We start from the raw sequence: 16,082 nt of genomic DNA, 5'->3' as shown, positions 1-16,082 counted from the left end.
CCTTCCACGTAAGATTACCTTCAGCAAGGTAAATCTAGCGGGTGAAGAAATCGCGGGTGCAAAAATCCAAATTTTCCGTGGAGAAAAAGTTGCAGGTAATCCTGTGGCTGAATGGACTTCAAAAGCCAAACAATCACATGTACTTGATTTGACTCCGGGAGTATATACTTTCCATGAAGAAGCCGCTCCAACTGGATACTTAGCAGTAACAGATATTACATTCCAAGTTAACTACGACGGAACTGTAACAGTGGTAAATGCTAGTGGAAATCAGGTTGAGTTTAAGGATGGTAAGTTAGTAGTAACGGACCAAACTGAACCAGAAAATCCTAACCTACCAAATACTGGAAGCGAATCTGGACAAGCTGCATTAGCAGCAGGTTTAGCTCTTCTAGCTTTAGGTGCAGGTCTTGTAGCAACTAAACGAAGAAAAGAAGACTAATCTCATTTAGTAGCCAATAAGTACAGTAAAGAAAGATCAGGGATAACCCCTGGTCTTTTTTTATGGTTCAGAATAATGAAATATGCTAAATTAAACTATTTATCAGGATAGGATATGACTATTGCTAGATTTCTTCTGATTTTTACTTATATAAAATAGTTTGGATAATTATTAAGGCGTATCAAACTTATAAATAAATGGAATATTTTGTGCAATGTTTCTTTCTGTTTGTTTAAAAGAGAAGTTGTTCGTATGTGTACACTATACTTAAAGAAACTTCAGTCTGATGAAAGAATTAGTTTTTATGGCAGTAATTTTACACTGTGTCAATATTTTCAAAAGGCAATAACCTCATAATATTACAAAAAAAGTTAATTTTGTTTTATAATGAAATTGAAGGAGGTTTCTATATTAAAAATAGAACAAATATGATAAATATTGCACTTATATATAGTTATGATATATGTTAATATGATGCAACTTATTCAATAACCCTCATGGATTTCAACGAATTCGAAAGGAGATGAGTGTTGAGATTTTATAATCATAGTTTGTCGGTTTAATGTTTTCGGTAATTTAGAAAGGAAGATTATGAAGAACAAGAAATTCTGGTTACCCATCCTAACTTCTCTGGCCTGTTTGCTAGGGATAATCTTTGCTCCAAATTCAGTTCAAGCAAAGGAACTGAAGAACGTTATCAGTAATATTGGAATTTGGGAGGTTGATAATGGTAAGTTTATAAAACCAGATGCGAATGGTGTTTATACACTTTCTCCTGAACATCATAACTACTCAAATTATAAATTCACTGTTGATTACGATTTGAGCGCCTATGATGGTAAATTAGAGGACGGTGATACCTTTACCTTTACTGTTCCGAGCCCTTTAACTGTTAGAAATGAAACTTTTGATTTAAAAGATAGGGAAACAGATCTCGTTATCGGAGAAACTCAAATTGTATCAAACGGGGATAATAATGGTGGTAAGGCAACTATTACATTAAAGAATTTGAAAACCTATCTTGAGAAAAAAGGTGGCTATCAAGTCCAAAACGTTAAAGGAAATTTCTTTGTTGGTTTTAGTTCTAAAAATGAATTAAGCAATGAAACGCTTCGTTTTGATAAGACGGAAACCATAAATGAAATCACCCATCAAATCAAGGTTAAAAAAGGTGATACGGCTGATTATTCTGAAGGAATTGGTCGAGCTAATTTCAATAAATATCATGGTTTGATTTACAAAGAGGATTGGACATCCAAGGCTCTAAATAAGAGTGGAAAATACTTACACAGCTGGTATGTTCGTGTTAATCCGAAACAAGCAGCCTATAATAAAATTGAAATTCATGACTGGGTAGATCCAAATGCTTCGCCAATGCAGATGATTCCTGAAACATTTAGTGTCACAGCAGGTTGGTATGATCAATATTATTACTTTAAAGATGAGGTTGTCTTAGAAGCTGGTAAGGATTACCAAGTAAAATGGAATGATTCTTACACAGAATTTACTTTAACAATTAACAATGCATCTTCAATTCTTGCGAAGAACGGTAAACCAGCAGCATTTCGAATTAATTATAAAACAAGTGCTCCAGCTGATGGCACGCAAGTCCAAAACAATGCTGAAATGAAGGGTGATGACCAGATTTTAACATATGACGACTATAGTAATAAGACAGTCGTTAAGCAAATCGGAAACTCAGTCGTTGCTTCTGGTGGTACAATTCAGTTAGAAACTGGTTACCGTATCATTCTTTACAAGGTCGACGAGCTGACTCATGACCGTCTAAAAGGAGCAAAATTCAAGATTACTCCTCCAGCAGGAGCTACGGCTAAAGAGGAAATTGTAACGACAAATGATGACGGAATTGCTGAGTCATCTATTTACTCAGAGAGTGATATCAAGAAAGGGAACTTTACGGTAACCGAAATTGAGGCTCCTGAGGGATATGAGTTAAATCCTACTCCATTTGAGATGACTGTTGGACAAGATGGAGCTATCAAAACAGTTACAAATAAACGTAGCAAAGCTAAAGCCAAGATTAAAGCTAATAAAAAACTTACAGGTCGTGAGTTGAAGGCTGAAGAGTTTGAATTCACTTTAACAGACCAAGATGGTAAGGTGAAAGAAACTGTGAAGAATGACAAAGACGGAAACATTGCTTTCTCAGAATTGGAATTCGACAAAGCAGGGACTTATACCTTTAAAATTGCTGAAAAAGCTGGCAGTGATACAAGCATCAAGTACGACACTAAAACTATCACGGCTACAGTTACTGTAGTAGATAAGGGCAAAGGTGCACTTGAAGCAACTGTTTCTTACGATGATGAAAAAGCTTTTGAGAATACTTACACTCCAGCAAAAACGGAAGTTCCTGTGAAGAAAGTATGGAAGGACGAGAACAACCAAGACGGAAAACGTCCAACTTCTGTCACAGTTAAATTGCTTGCAGATGGTCAAGATACTGGTAAAACACTTGAATTGACTGAAGCAAATGGTTGGGCTGGAAGCTTCAAAGACCTTGATGCTGATAAAGGCGGCACACCTATCCAGTACACGGTAGTAGAAGTAACTGTTGCTGGTTATACTTCTGAAATTACTGGTGATGCTGCATCAGGATTCACTATCACAAATAGCTATTCACCAGAAACAGTTGATGTAAAAGCAACTAAGAACTGGGATGACGCTAATAACCAAGACGGCAAACGTCCGACTAAGATTACAATCAATCTTTTAGCAGACGGTGAGAAAGTAGCATCGAAAGAGGTTCAAGCAGCCGCAGACGGAACTTGGACTGCTACATTCGAAAAATTAGCAAAATATAAAGCTGGTAAAGAAATTAAATACACTGTAACAGAAGAAGCCGTAGCAGAATACGAAGCGACTATTACAGACTTTACCATCACAAACAAATATGCTCCTAAAGAAATTGACTACAAGGTAACAAAAGTATGGAACGATGCGAACAACCAAGACGGCAAGCGTCCTGAGTCCGTAACGGTTCAACTTTATAAAAAAGTAGGAAATGCTGATCCAGTAGCCGTTGAAGGTAAGAAATTGACCTTAACAGCTAAGGAAAAGACTGATGATAACACTTGGGTAGCATCCTTCACCAATCTTCCACAATACGAAGCTGGAAAAGAAATCACCTATTCTATCAAGGAAGTGGATGTACCAGCTGGTTACGAAGCCTCTGTGACTGGTCAAGTAGTGACAAACACCTATAACCCAGAAACAATTGTTCTTTCAGGAACTAAGGTGTGGAAAGATAACAACAACCAAGACGGTAAACGTACAACATCTGTGAAAGTTCAAATTCTTAACGGCGACAAGGTTGTTCAAGAAATTGAAGTTTCAGAAAAAACTGGCTGGAAGTTCGAATCTAAAAAACTTCCTAAGTATGAGAATGGTAAGGAAATCAAGTACACTGTCAAAGAAACTGCTATGACAGAATACAAAGCAACCATCACTACAGACAAGGATGGCAAGTACACCATTACCAACGAACATACTCCAGAAAAAACAGCTGTAAAAGGTCATAAGATCTGGAAAGATGAAGATAACAAAGATGGCATCCGTCCAGCATCTATCACCGTAAAACTTCTTGCAGATGGCAAGGAAACTGGTCAGACAGCTACAGTGTCAGAAACAAGTGGCTGGACTTATGAGTTCACAGGTCTTGATCGTTATCAAGAAGGTAAGGAGATTGCCTACACTGTTGAAGAAGTGAATGTTCCAGATGGTTATACAGCTTCAGTAGAAGGTTACAACATTACAAATACGCATACTCCTGAAAAACCAACACCTGGCAAACCAAATGAACCAGGTAAGCCTAAAAAGGGTGGGGAATTACCTAATACAGGAAGCGAGTCTAACCAAGCGACTCTAGTAGCTGGAATCGCCCTTCTTGGATTGGGAACAGGATTCTTGGCAAGACGCAAAAAAGAAGATTAAGTTTTTTAAACGGTATCTTTCACGAAATTTTGCAACACAGTTTAAAAGTGGAAACAAGTGTCAATGGAAATTGGCACTTGTTTTTTTTGTAACTAACCCTGGTTCTACTACCAGATACAAGTGGATAGTTGCCACTTACTAAAAAGCTATTGTTTTTGCGATGAATTCCACTATAATAGGTGACAAATAGAAAAGGAGATGTTACATATGATTGAAACAAGATTACAAGATAAATTGAAGTCAGGTTTGGAGGTGGAAAATTTTCAAAAAGATGGGGCTATCTATCTGTCTCTTAATCCAGATTATTTATCTGGAGATAATGCTAAATACATGACCATGTACAACCGTATGGCTCGCTGGTATGATATGAGTGAGAAATGGATAGGACCACTTCTCCACGGCAAGGCAATTGATAAGTTGAGAAAGGATCTGATGGAGGAAATAGAATGGAAGGATAATTTATCTGTTCTTTATGTCTCTATCGGGACTGGTCAAGACCTACGTTATATTCCTGAGACAATCGACCTGAAAAGTTTAGACTTTGTAGGGGTAGATATTTCTATCAGTATGCTAGAAAAATGCCAGAAATCTTGCGCTAAAAAGACTAATTTGCAACTTTTCCATGCTTGCGCGGAGGATCTACCCTTTGCGGATAATAGTTTTGACATTGTCTACCATATTGGCGGAATCAATTTTTTCAATGATAAGGCCAAGGCTATGCAGGAAATGCTACGAGTGGCGAAGCCAGGAACCAAGCTTTTAATTGCAGATGAGACGGCTGACTATGTGGATCAGCAATATAAGAAAAATCATTTTAGTAAGGATTATTTTAAAGATGCTACTGTTGATTTGAGTGAAATTGAGAATGCTGTTCCAAGCGAAGTTAAGGAAAATGAAATGAAACTTCTTTGGGATGGCAAATTCTACGCCTTGACATTTAGGAAATAAGATAAAGTATCTTGGTAGAGCTTAGAAAACAAGGTATGAAGATAAAAACATTCCCTTAGACAGCTGTCTGAGGGAATGTTTTTTATGGGAGCATCATCAATTCGACAACCATAGCAATGTAGATGATTAAGGTAAGGAGAAAACCGGCTCTCCAGAAGAATTTGATGAATTTAGGGTAATAAAAACTTCGTTTTTTGACAAGGAAAAAGACTACAAGGAGGATTGCTAGGAGAGAAAGTGCGACACCAAGTCGCGGTAGAAAGTTGTGGGTAAAGGCTTTAGCAGTAATCAGATAGTACTCAAATACCAACAGTGGAAAAGCTAGATCCGCGAAATTAAATCCTATTTTCCTAAGTCCAAAAAGCTTGGTGACAATAAAGCAAACCACCAAGGTTAATATCAATAATAAAATAGATGCTATTTTCATTAAAATCATACCCATATTGTATCATAAAAAAACGCTAAAGGAAATGAGAAACAAGGGAATTTGTAGGAAAGTCAGGCTTTTGAGATTGTAGGTGTTTTTTGTTATAATGAAAGTTATGAAATCTTATAATACCTTGAATGATTATTATCGAAAACTTTTTGGAGAAAAGACTTTCAAAGTTCCTATTGATGCGGGATTTGACTGTCCAAATCGTGATGGAACTGTAGCTCATGGTGGTTGTACTTTTTGTACGGTTTCAGGTTCTGGAGATGCCATTGTGGCACCGGATGCCCCTATCCGTGAGCAATTTTATAAGGAAATTGACTTTATGCACCGCAAATGGCCAGATGTTAAAAAGTATCTAGTTTATTTCCAAAACTTTACCAACACCCATGAAAAGGTGGAAGTGATTCGGGAACGTTATGAGCAGGCTATCAACGAGCCAGGTGTAGTAGGAATCAATATCGGAACACGGCCAGACTGTTTACCCGATGAAACCATCGAATATTTGGCTGAGTTGTCGGAACGCATGCATGTGACGGTAGAATTGGGCTTACAGACAACCTTTGAAGCAACATCTGAGCTGATTAACCGTGCCCATTCTTATGAATTGTATGTGGAAACGGTCAAACGCTTGAGGAAATATCCTAAGATTGAGATTGTTTCCCATTTGATCAATGGTTTGCCTGGTGAGACTCATGAGATGATGATTGAAAATGTCCGCCGCTGCGTCACGGATAATGATATTCAAGGAATTAAACTGCACTTGCTTCACCTCATGACCAATACACGGATGCAGCGAGATTACCACGAAGGACGCTTGCAACTGATGAGTCAGGATGAGTATGTCAAGGTCATTTGTGACCAACTAGAAATCATTCCTAAGCATATCGTCATCCATCGAATTACAGGAGATGCACCTAGAGATATGCTGATTGGTCCTATGTGGAGCCTCAATAAATGGGAAGTGCTAAATGCTATTGAAACTGAGATGCGACGTCGTGGAAGTGTGCAAGGATGCAAGGCTGTAAAACAGGAGTTTTAAAATGAAAAGACCACTTGAGATGGCACATGATTTTTTAGCGGAAGTCGTGACAAAAGAGGATATTGTTGTGGATGCGACCATGGGTAATGGCCATGATACCCTTTTTCTAGCCAAGCTAGCTAAGAAAGTCTATGCCTTTGATATCCAGGAGCAGGCTTTGGAGAAAACCCAAGAGCGTTTGGATCAGGCAGGTATGACAAATGCCCAGTTAATCTTGCAAGGTCATGAGACACTAGACCAGTTTGTGACAGAAGCTAAGGCAGGGATTTTTAATCTGGGTTATCTGCCTTCTGCTGACAAATCCGTCATCACCCAACCTCAGACTACTATCGAAGCATTAGAAAAGCTGTGTCATTTGCTTGTCAAAGGGGGGCGGATTGCTATCATGATCTACTATGGTCATGAAGGAGGAGACACCGAGAGGGATGCTGTATTGGAGTTTGTTAGCCAGTTGAACCAACAAGAGTATACAGCTGCCATTTATCGGACTCTCAACCAAGTTAATAATCCACCGTTTTTAGTTATGATTGAAAAATTAGAAAGGTATAGACATGGATAAACAATACCTTCGTGAGAAGCTTGAGGCAATGCGCCAAAATTTTGTCGAGTCAACGCATCACGAGCGAGCAGTCGGGGTGCTCGACGAAGCACATATGAGCAAGAAAATGCTTAAAATTAAGAAAAAATTAGTGGCTCTTGAAATGGAACGATGCCAGAAAAAAATTGAGCACAAAGACTGTTCTAAGATTGATCAGAAAATCCAAGAGCAAAAGGAGATTTTTGAATCTTGTTGTAAAAAAGATTAAGGAGGAATTGTGTGGAATTACTCATTTACTTGATTCTATTTTTATTTGTCTTAATCATTTCAACCACGACCAATAAACTTCTCCCTTTTTTGCCCCTTCCTCTTGTACAAATTCTTTTGGGGATTGGGATTGGTTTATTTGTTCCCGATGCGGACTTTCATCTCAATACAGAGCTGTTTCTAGCCATGGTTATTGGTCCCTTACTTTTCCGGGAGGCAGAAGAAGCGGATATTACGTCCATTTTGAAGCATTGGCGGATTGTCGTCTTTCTGATCTTTCCTGTGATTTTTATCTCGACCTTAAGCTTGGGGGGCATGGCTCACTTCCTTTGGATGACTCTTCCTTTGGCGGCCTGTTTAGCAGTTGGAGCGGCACTTGGGCCAACAGATTTGGTTGCCTTTGCATCTCTTTCTGAACGTTTTCGTTTTCCCAAACGGGTTTCTAATATCCTAAAAGGGGAAGGACTCTTAAATGATGCTTCTGGTTTGGTTGCCTTTCAGATGGCTCTTGCTGCTTGGACAACAGGAACGTTTTCATTCAGCCAAGCAGGAACTTCCCTAGCACTTTCTATCTTTGGTGGTTTTGTAGTCGGTTTTGTGACGGCTATGGTCAATCGTTTCTTGCATAGCTTTTTGCTGAGTGTACGAGCGATAGATATAGCCAGTGAACTATTGCTAGAGCTAAGTTTGCCACTCATGACCTTTTTCATTGCAGAAGAGTTTCATGTTTCAGGGATTATCGCAGTAGTGGTTGCAGGTATTTTGAAGGCCAGTCGCTTTAAGAAAATTACGCTCCTTGAGGCTCAGGTAGACACCGTGACGGAGACCGTCTGGCACACCGTGACCTTTATGCTAAATGGATCAGTCTTTGTTCTCTTGGGAATGGAATTAGAGTTGATAGCAGAGCCGATTTTGTCTAATTCTCTCTACAATCCCCTTCTTTTACTGATTTCAGTTGTCGTTCTGACATTCTTGCTTTTTGCGATCCGCTTTGTCATGATTGCTGGTTTTTACTTTGTGAGGACGCGTCGACTTAAGAAAAAAATTCATAAGTACATGAAAGATATGCTTCTTTTGACCTTCTCTGGTGTCAAAGGGACAGTATCTATCGCGACCATTCTCCTCATACCAAGTCATTTGGAGCAGGAATACCCTCTCTTACTCTTCCTTGTAGCAGGCGTTACACTATTGAGCTTTCTAACAGGTTTATTGGTCCTCCCTCACTTATCTGAAGAACAAGAGGAAAGCAAGGATCATTTGATGCATATTGCGATTCTGAATGATGTAGCTGCAGAATTAGAAAAAGAACTGGACCATCACAAGAACAAACTTCCTCTTTATGCAGCTATTGATAATTACCATGGTCGGATTGAAAACCTCATCCTTAGTCTGGAAAATAAGAGAGTCCAAGAGGACTGGGAGTCCCTCAAGCTTCTTATCTTGAGTATTGAGAGTGACGGTTTGGAGCAAGCCTATGAAGAAAATAGAATCAGCGAGCGTGGCTATCGAGTTTACCAACGTTACCTAAAAAACATGGAGCAGAGTATCAATCGGAATTTCGCTTCTAGAGTGACTTATTACTTCCTAGTTTCCTTACGGATACTGCGCTTTCTACTCCATGAAATGTTTACCTTTGGCAAAACTTTCCGTAGTTGGATAAATGAAGAATCTCGTAAACTACTAGCAGTTGACTATGATCAGATTTCAGAGTTGTATTTGGAAAATACAGAGTTGATTATCGAGAGTTTGGAAAACCTAAAAGGGGTTTACAAGAGTTCTCTGATTAGTTTTATGCAAGAATCTCGTCTACGCGAGACGGCCATTATCGGAAGTGGTGCCTTTGTTGAGCGGGTTATCAATCGCATCAAGCCAAACAATATTGATGAAATGCTACGAGGCTACTATCTCGAACGTAAGGCAATCTTTGAATACGAAGAAGCTAAACTGATAACAGCCAAGTATGCCAAAAAACTACGCCAAAATGTGAATAATTTAGAGAATTATTCTCTGAAAGAGGCCGCAAATACTTTACCTTATGATATGCTAGATTTAATCAGAAGAACTTAGATGATGAAGAAAATGACGGAGGATGGAACATGAAAAAGTGGTGGAAAGAGCTGATGGACAGGCCCTTATTGAAAGCTTTTTTGCATTATTATCAAGCATCTGATAGTGAGTTGACCAGTGTTGCGGTTGCCTACTATTGGTTGATTTCAATCTTTCCTTTGCTAATGATAATGGTCAATATTTTGCCTTATTTTCAGATTCCAGTCTCAAATTTCTTACTGACAATCAAGGAATTCTTGCCTGATACGGTGTATGATGTGGTTGCCAAGATTGTACGAGAAGTTCTGACTCAACCATCAACTGGTTTGCTGAGTTTTGCCGTTTTATCTGCCCTCTGGACCTTTTCGAAATCAATGGATTTCCTCCAAAAAGCTTTTAACAAAGCCTATGGGGTGACCAAGAGTCGAGGAATTATCTCCCATCAGTTGATGAGTCTACTTGTTAGTTTTGGCTTGCAGATTCTTTTTGCCTTAGCCTTGTTTTTGAGTATGTTTGGTCGTATGTTGCTCAACCTCCTCAAAACTTACTGGCAACCTGACAGTCCGCTATTTTCCTACCTGCAAGACTTTACAGGCCCTCTGGTCTATGCCTTGATCTTTGCCATTCTGGTTATGATTTATTACTTCCTTCCAAAAGTAAAAGCACCACGAATCCGCTATGTTTTACCAGGAAGTGTCTTTGTCTTGCTAACTCTTATCTTTTTATTGAACATCTTTTCTGTCTACGTCAATAGTTATGTCAATCATCTGGTTGATGTCCGATTTTTCAGTTCCATTATTGTGGTAGTCATGATGTTCTGGTTTATTCTCATTGCAAAGATTTTGATTATCGGAGCAGTTATCAATGCCAGTGTTCAAAGTTTGAAAGATCCAAAGTTTGGTATGGAATAATTAGAAAAATCCCTATTAGGTTTCCTAATAGGGATTTTCTTAATAGATAAACATGGCATCACCAAAACTGAAGAAACGGTAGCGTTCTTGGATGGCATGGTTATAGGCATCTAGGACTAAGTCACGACCTGCAAAGGCAGAAACTAGCATGACAAGAGTTGACTTGGGTAGGTGGAAGTTGGTTGAAAAAGCATCCACAACCTTCCATTCGTAACCAGGTTTGATAAAGATATTGGTCCAGCCAGAATCTGCTTGGATTTGCCCATCAAACTTGGAACCGATGGTTTCCAGTGTACGGATAGAAGTAGTTCCGACAGCGATGACACGACCACCATTTTCTTTGACAGATCGAAGGGTGGCAGCCGCATCCTCAGAAAGCTGATAGAATTCTGAGTGCATTTCGTGTTCGTCTAGATTATCCACAGAAACAGGTCTAAAGGTTCCGAGTCCGACATGGAGAGTCAAATAGACCAGATGGACACCCTTGGCTTGGATTTCTGCCAGTAGCTCTTTGGTGAAGTGCAATCCAGCAGTCGGTGCAGCAGCAGAGCCACTTTCCTTGGCGTAAACGGTTTGATAGCGTTCACGGTCATCCAATTTTTCATGGATATAAGGTGGCAGAGGCATTTCTCCCAGACTTTCCAAAACTTCTAGGAAAATTCCTTGGTATTCAAAGCGGACAATGCGGCCCCCGTGGGTCAACTCTTTCGTAACGACAGCGCTGAGGCGACCATCACCAAAGCTGACACGAGTACCGACCTTGAGGCGTTTGGCAGGTTTAGCGAGGACTTCCCACTCATCACCGGCAGTATTTTTGAGCAGGAGAAGCTCCACGTGCCCTCCGGTCTCCTCTTTTTGACCATAAAGGCGGGCAGGGAGAACACGGGTGTCGTTCATGACAAGGGCATCACCAGGTTCCAGCATGTCGATAATGGAGTGGAAGTGTTTATCCTGCATTTCTCCCGTCTCGCGATTAACGATAAGGAGTTTGGAGGAATCTCGTTTTTCAAGGGGCGTTTGGGCAATCAATTCCTCAGGTAAGTGGAAATCAAAATCAGCTGTATTCATATATCTCTTCATTCTTTCTAAGTTCTAATCTTATCCATTATAACATGTTTCAAGTTTATACGCTCTTTTTTTAGAAATTAAATCGTTTTCACTTGACAAAAATTGGTCTATACCATATAATAAATATAGATTAAAATGGAGGATGAAAAGATGAAAGTTATTAAAGTTGAAAACCAAGTCGAAGGTGGAAAAGTTGCTTTTGAGATTTTGAAGGAAAAATTAGCCAATGGCGCTCAAACATTGGGACTTGCGACAGGAAGTAGTCCACTTGAGTTTTACAAAGAAATCGTTGAGAGTGACCTTGATTTTTCAAATCTAACCAGTGTGAACCTTGATGAGTATGTAGGGCTTGATGGGGACAATCCACAATCTTACCGTTACTTCATGCAAGAAAACCTGTTTAACCAAAAACCATTTAAAGAAAGTTTCTTGCCACGTGGTGTTAAGGATAATGCTGAAGAAGAAGTAGAACGCTACAATCAAATTTTAGCTGACCATCCTGTTGATTTGCAAATCTTGGGGATTGGTCGCAATGGACATATCGGCTTTAATGAGCCTGGCACTCCATTTGACAGTCAAACGCATCTAGTAGAACTTGACCAGTCTACTATCGAAGCCAATGCTCGCTTCTTTGACAAGATTGAAGACGTCCCAACCCAAGCCATTTCAATGGGAATTAAAAACATCTTGGATGCCAAGTCAATTATTCTCTTTGCTTACGGTGAGTCTAAAGCAGAAGCCATTGCTGGAACAGTGTCTGGTCCAGTGACTGAAAGTCTACCAGCAAGTAGCCTACAAAACCACCCTGACGTGACTATTATCGCTGATGCAGAAGCGCTCAGCTTACTTGAAAAATAAAAATTACACGAACCACTTGCTCTTTGGAGTGAGTGGTTTTTTGATTCTTATAAGCTAGAAGTGAAATTTTGATAATTTTGGTTTAAACTATAAAATATTTGAATAAAGAAATTATATAAATTTTAATGCAGGAAAAAAATATAACAAGATAATAATTGAAGTTAAGTATACGTAGTTTTTTTCTTTTATAATTTAAATAATAACTAAAATTTTTTAAGTTTACTTAGTAGCGAAGCTATAAAAAAAGTTGTATAATGTTCTGAGTTATAAAATTATAATTAAGGAGATTATAATGGGGAAAGATTTATTTAATCCACGCCTTCATAAGTTTTCTATTCGAAAACTAAATGTAGGTGTTTGTTCTGTGCTCTTGTCTACTTTTGTCCTTTTGGGAGCAACTTCTCAAGTTAGTGCTGATGAGACGAGTGTGACAAACTCTTTAAACGAGGTAGCTAAAACAAACCTTGATAAAACAACGGGGACTTCTATATCACCTACAGATTCTAAAACATCGGAAAAGTCTGAAACACCATCTGTAGTAGAATCCTCTCAACCAACTAAAGAAACAGCAACTTCAAATTCTGGAACAGAGCCTGCTGATAAAAAGAACAATGACAAATCGGTTATCTCTGAAACATCACAGTCTCCTGTTGAGAAACCAGTTACTTCTCCAGAAGATAAATCTACAGAGAGTGCTAAACCAGAAACTGCAGTTGCTCCAATAATTGCTGAACCTACTGAGACGTCTAGTGTTACTGAACAATCTACACGTTCTCGTAGAGTTCGTCGTGATACCCAGGCGACTTCAGTTGCACCAGCTAGTTATGCAGGTGCGGACGATGCGACTCCTGTACCACGTACATCTAAACCAGAATTGTCTGAATCAGAGAAGAAAGAAAGTACACAATTAGCAAAACAAATTAACTGGATTGATTTCTCTGATACAGCAAGCTTGAAAAACTTAGATCCTCAGGGAGGGTTTAAGATTGGAACTACTTATACGAAAGAAATTTCACCTGGTTATGTAGTTACCTTGACAGTTACTGAGCTTAAACCATTCCACGCTACTGAAATTTATAAAAAGCGTGTGGAAGGAACTTCATCTGCTGGAACTTATGATCCAAATGCAACAAACAGTTATTTAAAAAGTTGGAAAGATTATGGAAAAACTCCACCTCCTGTATCAGGTCAACCTCAAGATAAATGGAGTACTATTGGGGGACAAGGTTTTGATACACAAGGCCATAAAACACAAATTATCGTACCAGTTGATGGTGTAAACTGGGGGGTTAAATTTAAAATAGAAGCCACTTATCGTGGAAAAAAAGTAAAACCAGCAGTTGTTATGGCTGATGGAGAAGATGCTAACCCTGGTGAATATGGTATTTTTACCACTAACGGTGAAGGTTGGGAATACGTAGGAGAATGGATGAAAGGTCCTCGTGCAAAAGGTCCTTACACTGTTACGACTGAAGAACTTGTTAAGCAGGCTGACAAGACAACAAGAGGTGGTCTACTCATCCTAAAAGATAAGACTGTCGATTGGAATAAGTTTTTGAGTCCTGATACAGTTACAGGTGGTCTAGGTAGTCAAGTATTTGGACCAATAGTTTCAGCAAGTAAAGCAGTGCCAGTTGTAATGACCCGTGGGGCTTCTGAGGTAGGTTTTTATGTTGCGACCGCAGGGCAACAGGCACTTATGATGGGATTCTTGGTAGTTGATGGTGGTGATGCGCCAGAAAGTTACGGTGAAGCTCACCATACTATCTCTACACGCGATTCGATAACAAATGTTCAAATAAAGCAACCTTACTTAGGTTCTACAGAAGCAGATATCGATGTGGATTCTAAAAATGATTGGACTTCTGATGATCGTGAGGATGTTTCAGATGAAGGTCCGCAGCAATTGCTAACTGCTGATCAATATAACAATACTAACGACCTTTTGGATTTAAACAAAGCTAAGAATGGCACTTATACCCTTAAGATTAAGGCTAATCCAAATGGTAATGCTAAAGCATATGTCAAAGCATGGGTGGACTTCAATAATAATGGGAAATTTGATGATAATGAAGGCAGTGTAGTTAAAGAAATAACTGCTAATGGAGATCACACTTTAACATTTAATGCAATTCCGAGTCTTAGTGGTGGCTTAGTTGACCAACTTGGAATGCGTGTGCGTATTGCGACTAATGCAGGTGATATTGAGAAGCCTACCGGGATGGCATTTAGTGGTGAAGTAGAGGACATGTTGGTTCGTCGTACTTATCCACCTCAAGGTGAAAAGAAAGAAACAACAGGTCTTCAAGGTGAAACACAAAATGCTACAGTTCACTTCACACCTAAAGGACCAGATCGTTCAGACTTTGTAACTAATGCTAGCATGAGTAGCCAAGCGCCACAGATTTTGGATAATCAAGGAAATGTCTTGACTCCAACAAACGGCAATACTTATGTGCGTCCGGAAGGAACCTATGTAGTGACTACTAATGGAGATGATATCGATGTAGCGTTCACACCAAATGCAGACTTCACAGGAACTGCTGAAGGGATTAATATTCGTCGTACAGACTCAAACGGTTCATCAACTAACTGGCAATCAACTGATGCATCAAATCCAAATAAGAATGACATTTTGAACAATATGGATGGTCGATACATTCCTACTGTTCGAAAGATACCAACATATGAATCAACTGGTGTTCAAGGTCAAGAACAAAACAAAAATCTAATCTTTAATGATGGCGATCCAGATAAAACGCCAGTGACTCCAGATGCTTCACGCCCTGCGACCTTTGTGGATGCTAACGGCCAACCTATTATTGGTAACTCAGTTCCTGCTACATCCAATGGTCAGTCAGTTGGAACTTATGAGTTAGACCCTAACACTGGTCAAGTCACTTTCAAACCTAACAAAAATTTTGTCGGTACTCCAGACCCAGTTACTGTCCAAGTAAATGATTCTAACGGTGTTCCTTACCGAGCACATTATAAACCAACAGTGACTAAAGTGACACCTACAGGAACTAACGCAACGAGCACAGGCCCTCAAGGTGTTCCACAAACTGGTACCCCAAGCTTCCAAGGCGGCGATCCACTGGTTCCAATCGATGAAACAGTTGAGCCAACCTTCGAAGATGGAAGCAAAGAGAAGTCTATTCCAGGTCAAGGAACCTACACAATTGCGCCAGACGGAAGTGTGACCTTCACTCCAGATAAACAGTTTGTAGGAAACCCAGATCCAGTCACAGTCAAACGTGTAGATAAGAATGGCACCCCAGTCACTGCAACCTACAGTCCAGAGTTTACGAAAGTAACACCGACTGGTACAGGTGATAAGACAGAAGGCCTTCAAGGTCAAGTCCAAGAAGGTAAAGTGACTTTCACTCCAGGTCATGACTCTGTTCCATTCCCAGCTGATTCGACTCCACTATTTGACAATGGTACAACTGTGAAAAAAGTGCCAAATGTCGGTAAGTTCGAAGTGGATGCAGACGGTAAGGTGACCTTCACACCAGATAAACAGTTCAAGGGTGAAACACCAGAGGTTGAATTGACTCGTGTGGATGCCAACGGAA

Annotated in this window: 12 protein-coding genes; 10 read left to right on the top strand and 2 right to left on the bottom strand. The window is 39.6% G+C overall.

All coding sequences use genetic code 11. The features are described 5' to 3' along the window. From HMPREF2766_RS00235 to HMPREF2766_RS00225, 3 genes are all read left to right on the top strand, one after another. Positions 1 to 442 (top strand): prealbumin-like fold domain-containing protein (locus HMPREF2766_RS00235; protein WP_148131176.1); only part of this gene is annotated, 442 nt, incomplete at its 5' end. A gap of 591 nt (positions 443 to 1,033) precedes the next feature. After that, entirely contained in the window at positions 1,034 to 4,396 is a 3,363-nt protein-coding gene (locus HMPREF2766_RS00230) for a Cna B-type domain-containing protein (protein ID WP_070567059.1), read from the top strand. Between the two features lie 207 nt (positions 4,397 to 4,603). Beyond that, complete coding sequence (locus HMPREF2766_RS00225; RefSeq protein WP_070567056.1) at positions 4,604 to 5,344, top strand: class I SAM-dependent methyltransferase; 741 nt, start codon at positions 4,604 to 4,606, stop codon at positions 5,342 to 5,344. An 82-nt stretch (positions 5,345 to 5,426) separates the two neighbouring features. Here the strand turns inward: HMPREF2766_RS00225 and HMPREF2766_RS00220 are convergent, their stop codons facing one another. Then, entirely contained in the window at positions 5,427 to 5,786 is a 360-nt protein-coding gene (locus HMPREF2766_RS00220; protein WP_070567053.1) for a DUF3397 domain-containing protein, read from the bottom strand. Between the two features lie 91 nt (positions 5,787 to 5,877). Here HMPREF2766_RS00220 and HMPREF2766_RS00215 point away from each other — a divergent pair, with 91 nt between their 5' ends. From HMPREF2766_RS00215 to HMPREF2766_RS00195, 5 genes are read left to right on the top strand one after another with little or no spacing between them, the layout of a single operon-like run. Beyond that, positions 5,878 to 6,816 (top strand): tRNA modification radical SAM protein MnmL/YtqA, encoded by a 939-nt coding sequence (locus tag HMPREF2766_RS00215; RefSeq protein ID WP_070567050.1) that lies wholly within the window; start codon positions 5,878 to 5,880, stop codon positions 6,814 to 6,816. A 1-nt stretch (position 6,817) separates the two neighbouring features. Beyond that, complete coding sequence (locus HMPREF2766_RS00210) at positions 6,818 to 7,375, top strand: tRNA 5-(aminomethyl)-2-thiouridylate-methyltransferase MnmM (protein ID WP_070567047.1); 558 nt, start codon at positions 6,818 to 6,820, stop codon at positions 7,373 to 7,375. Continuing rightward, on the top strand, positions 7,368 to 7,622 hold the full coding sequence (locus HMPREF2766_RS00205) for a hypothetical protein (RefSeq protein ID WP_000361094.1): 255 nt from the start codon (positions 7,368 to 7,370) through the stop codon (positions 7,620 to 7,622). Before HMPREF2766_RS00210 ends, HMPREF2766_RS00205 begins: the two co-directional genes overlap by 8 nt. A gap of 11 nt (positions 7,623 to 7,633) precedes the next feature. Next, a complete protein-coding gene (locus tag HMPREF2766_RS00200) occupies positions 7,634 to 9,688 on the top strand; it encodes a cation:proton antiporter (RefSeq protein WP_049477701.1) in 2,055 nt (684 codons plus the stop codon). A gap of 29 nt (positions 9,689 to 9,717) precedes the next feature. After that, positions 9,718 to 10,578, top strand: coding sequence for a YihY/virulence factor BrkB family protein (locus HMPREF2766_RS00195; protein WP_070567044.1), 861 nt, complete (start codon positions 9,718 to 9,720; stop codon positions 10,576 to 10,578). 39 nt (positions 10,579 to 10,617) lie between these two features. Here the strand turns inward: HMPREF2766_RS00195 and queA are convergent, their stop codons facing one another. Next, complete coding sequence (queA, locus tag HMPREF2766_RS00190; protein ID WP_070567042.1) at positions 10,618 to 11,646, bottom strand: tRNA preQ1(34) S-adenosylmethionine ribosyltransferase-isomerase QueA; 1,029 nt, start codon at positions 11,644 to 11,646, stop codon at positions 10,618 to 10,620. Positions 11,647 to 11,796: 150 nt separating this feature from the next. Here queA and HMPREF2766_RS00185 point away from each other — a divergent pair, with 150 nt between their 5' ends. Both HMPREF2766_RS00185 and HMPREF2766_RS00180 read left to right on the top strand, forming a co-directional pair. After that, the gene (locus HMPREF2766_RS00185; RefSeq protein WP_000864609.1) at positions 11,797 to 12,504 is read left to right on the top strand and encodes a glucosamine-6-phosphate deaminase; all 708 of its coding nucleotides are present in this window, start codon (positions 11,797 to 11,799) and stop codon (positions 12,502 to 12,504) included. A 292-nt stretch (positions 12,505 to 12,796) separates the two neighbouring features. After that, on the top strand, positions 12,797 to 16,082 hold a 3,286-nt coding region (locus HMPREF2766_RS00180), incomplete at its 3' end, for a CshA/CshB family fibrillar adhesin-related protein (RefSeq protein WP_261676397.1).

Origin of the sequence: Streptococcus sp. HMSC076C08, from assembly GCF_001810825.1 — a bacterium.
Taxonomy (GTDB): Bacteria; Bacillota; Bacilli; order Lactobacillales; family Streptococcaceae; genus Streptococcus.
This window is presented reverse-complemented; position numbering and strand designations above follow the sequence as displayed.

Coding starts and splice junctions, on each gene's coding strand:
- HMPREF2766_RS00220 (WP_070567053.1), bottom strand. CDS start 5,786: ATGGGTATGATTTTAATGAAAATAGCATCTATTTTATTATTGATATTA.
- HMPREF2766_RS00230 (WP_070567059.1), top strand. CDS start 1,034: ATGAAGAACAAGAAATTCTGGTTACCCATCCTAACTTCTCTGGCCTGT.
- HMPREF2766_RS00225 (WP_070567056.1), top strand. CDS start 4,604: ATGATTGAAACAAGATTACAAGATAAATTGAAGTCAGGTTTGGAGGTG.
- queA (WP_070567042.1), bottom strand. CDS start 11,646: ATGAATACAGCTGATTTTGATTTCCACTTACCTGAGGAATTGATTGCC.
- HMPREF2766_RS00215 (WP_070567050.1), top strand. CDS start 5,878: ATGAAAGTTATGAAATCTTATAATACCTTGAATGATTATTATCGAAAA.
- HMPREF2766_RS00205 (WP_000361094.1), top strand. CDS start 7,368: ATGGATAAACAATACCTTCGTGAGAAGCTTGAGGCAATGCGCCAAAAT.
- HMPREF2766_RS00195 (WP_070567044.1), top strand. CDS start 9,718: ATGAAAAAGTGGTGGAAAGAGCTGATGGACAGGCCCTTATTGAAAGCT.
- HMPREF2766_RS00210 (WP_070567047.1), top strand. CDS start 6,818: ATGAAAAGACCACTTGAGATGGCACATGATTTTTTAGCGGAAGTCGTG.
- HMPREF2766_RS00185 (WP_000864609.1), top strand. CDS start 11,797: ATGAAAGTTATTAAAGTTGAAAACCAAGTCGAAGGTGGAAAAGTTGCT.